The sequence below is a fragment of the Caulobacter sp. S45 genome (assembly GCF_903642205.1).
Lineage (GTDB): Bacteria > Pseudomonadota > Alphaproteobacteria > Caulobacterales > Caulobacteraceae > CAHJWH01.
Window position 1 is genome coordinate 1 of sequence record NZ_CAHJWH010000262.1, and the last position, 2,552, is coordinate 2,552.

Genomic DNA, 2,552 nt, shown 5'->3' on the forward strand with positions numbered 1-2,552 from the left:
CGCCCAGGCCTATCGCGACGCCGCAGCCCGGTCCGGCGCCTCCCCCGACGCCGCCGGCCAGGCCACCGCCCGCCAGCTCGAGGGCCGCCTGGGTCCGGGCGAGTATTTCCGCACGACCGACGGACGGTGGGTGCGGCGGTAGCTGGCATGTCCCCTTCCCCCTCGATGGGGAAAGGGGCGGGACGGGGTGAGTGCAGGACGCGTGGGGAAGGGCTCCTGGAAGCGCCTTCCGAGCATTTCACTCCAGCCGCGGCGTGAACACGCCCACCCCTGCCCCTCCCTCCCCATCGAGGGGGAGGGAATAGGCGGACGCTATAGCCTGCCCTCGGGGGAGGAGAAAGGCGGCGCTAGGCCACCACCTGTTCGGGCTCCGGCACATGCGCCGCCAGCCGTCCGCCGATGCGGATGGGCTCGGCCCGCACGGCCAGCCCGGTCAGCGCGTCGGTCTCCACATAGACGCCGCATACCGTCGCCGGGCCTGAGGCCGGTTGGTGGCGGGCGCCCGGCAGGCGGGTGGCGAAGCGGCGGACCGCCTCCTCCTTGGCCATGCCGATCACGCTGTCGTAGTCGCAGCAGCCCCCCGCATCGGTCTGGTAGGCGGTGCCGCCCGGCAGCACCTGGGTGTCGGCGGTGGGCACGTGGGTGTGGGTGCCCACCACCAGGCTGGCCCGCCCGTCGCAGAAATGGCCCATCGCCATCTTCTCCGAGGTGGCCTCGCAGTGGATGTCCACGATGACGGCGTCCGCGGCGGTCCCGAGCGGGCAGGCCTCGAGCTGCGCGTCGACGGCGGAGAAGGGGTCGTCCAGGCTGTCCATGTGCACACGGCCGAGCGCGTTCATCACAAGCACGCGGCGGCCGCCCGGCGCGTCGAACATCCAGGCGCCTCGGCCCGGCGCATGGCTCAACCGCGGATAGTTCAGCGGGCGCAGAAGCCGCGGCTCCCGGTCGATATAGGTGAGCGCCTCGCGCTGGTCCCAGCTGTGGTTGCCGAGCGTCAGGCAGTCGGCCCCGGCGTCGAACAGCTCCTCGGCAGTCTTAGGGGTGATCCCGAAGCCGGCGGCGGCGTTCTCCGCATTCACCACCACGAAGTCGAGCGCCAGCGTCCGCCGCAGCCGGGGCAGATGGGTGGCCAGGCCCTCGCGCCCGGCGCGGCCGATCACGTCGCCGAAAAAGGCCAGGCGCACTCAGGGGACTCCTTTGAAATCGAGATACTCCCTTTCGGTCAGAACGCCATCCAGGCGCTGGTCGAAGGCGTCGGTGGGGATGCGCGGAACCTCCTGAGCGGCATAGGCGAGGCCGATGGCGCGCGCCGGCGGGCCGCTGGCGCGCCGGGCGGCGAGGGTGCGGTCGTAATAGCCGCCGCCCTGGCCGAGCCGCGCGCCGGTACGGTCGAAACCCAGCAAGGGAACGAAGATCAAGTCGGGCTCCACGGCTTTAGCGTGGGGGGGAGGGGCGGGAAGACCGAGAGTATCCGGCTCCAGCACACCGGTAATCTCGCGAAAGATCAACGGCCGTTCGGGGGCGGCGACTACGGGTAGGCAGATGAGGACGCCCTGCCGTGCAAACCAGACCGACAGCGGCTTGGAATCGAGTTCGCCGCCGCAGCGGACGTAGAAGGCGGCGATCTTGGGCGGCGGTCGCGCCTGTGACGCGTAGACTTCGACGACCTGTTCCGCCGCCGGAAACGCCGTCGCCCGGAGTTCGCGCCTGCGCGCCCGCAACAGTCGGCGCAGTTCAGACTTTTCCTCGGTCCCGCTCAAACCCCTCGCCCCGCCGGGGAGAGGCAAGGGGCGACTTCATATCGGTGGCGGCGCCGCGAAGAACCGTGGAGGCGTTTCAATCCACTCGAACCTGGTTGGCCAGGTGGGCGCCGTGTGCGCAGGCCCAGGGGCCTGAACAGGGACAGCTCCCAAGAGAGTCGATTAAGGTCCCCGGGATATGAGTCCTCCGACGCGAACCGCAGCAAGACCCGCCGGGATTGAAGATAGGCCGCGCAGGGGTCCGGCTCAAGCGGCGGCGAACCTTATCCTCCTCCGCTTCGCGGGGAAGGAGAAACGGCAGTCACCCTGCCTTCGCCGCCAGCGCCTCTATCCGGTGAGCGGCGGCGTCGAGCGCCTGGGCGGCGCGGGCTTCGGCACGGGCCTGGTCGGACTGCAGCCTGGCCAGCTCGGCCTGGGCCTGGGCCATGCGGGCGCGAAGGTCGCTCAGCTCGTCGGCGGTCATCAGGGCGGCCATCAGGAACAGCCGCAGGTCGCCCACCCGGCCCACCGAGCGCGACACCTCCTGGACCTGGCGGTCGAACTGGGCGGCGAGCGTCCTTACGTGGGCCTCCTGGCCGTCCTCGCAGCCGACGGCGAAGGGGTGGCCGCCGACCTCGACGGTGACCGTGCTCATTCCGTCGGCTCCTCGTGGGGGGCGGGCTCGGCCGCGTCCGTCTCGTGCTGGTGGTCGGCCAATCCGGGTCGAGACTCAAGCGCTGAATCGAAGCGGTCGGCATCCGGCAGGAGCTCCTCCTGCAGGCCGGCGTCCAGGCCGGGCTCGAACAGGCCGGG

The 2,552-nt window shown here is 71.1% G+C and carries 4 protein-coding genes and 1 other RNA gene; 1 reads left to right on the top strand and 4 read right to left on the bottom strand.

Annotation, left to right across the window (positions count from 1 at the left end):
- On the top strand, positions 1-142 hold a 142-nt coding region (locus HUV06_RS16735), incomplete at its 5' end, for a DUF1318 domain-containing protein (protein ID WP_174302205.1).
- Between the two features lie 205 nt (positions 143-347).
- On the opposite strand, the gene HUV06_RS15855 is transcribed toward HUV06_RS16735, so the two are convergent.
- The 4 genes from HUV06_RS15855 to HUV06_RS15870 all read right to left on the bottom strand — a co-directional run bounded on the left by HUV06_RS15855 (position 348) and on the right by HUV06_RS15870 (position 2,394).
- Entirely contained in the window at positions 348-1,184 is an 837-nt protein-coding gene (locus tag HUV06_RS15855; RefSeq protein WP_174302206.1) for a TIGR00282 family metallophosphoesterase, read from the bottom strand.
- Positions 1,185-1,760 carry a 5-formyltetrahydrofolate cyclo-ligase gene (locus HUV06_RS15860; protein ID WP_174302207.1) on the bottom strand — a complete coding sequence of 192 codons (576 nt, stop codon included), beginning with the start codon at positions 1,758-1,760 and terminating at the stop codon, positions 1,185-1,187.
- A gap of 46 nt (positions 1,761-1,806) precedes the next feature.
- Positions 1,807-1,969, bottom strand: a non-coding RNA gene (gene ssrS, locus HUV06_RS15865) — 6S RNA.
- A gap of 92 nt (positions 1,970-2,061) precedes the next feature.
- A complete protein-coding gene (locus tag HUV06_RS15870; protein ID WP_174302208.1) occupies positions 2,062-2,394 on the bottom strand; it encodes a cell division protein ZapA in 333 nt (110 codons plus the stop codon).
- Between the last annotated feature and the right edge of the window lie 158 nt (positions 2,395-2,552).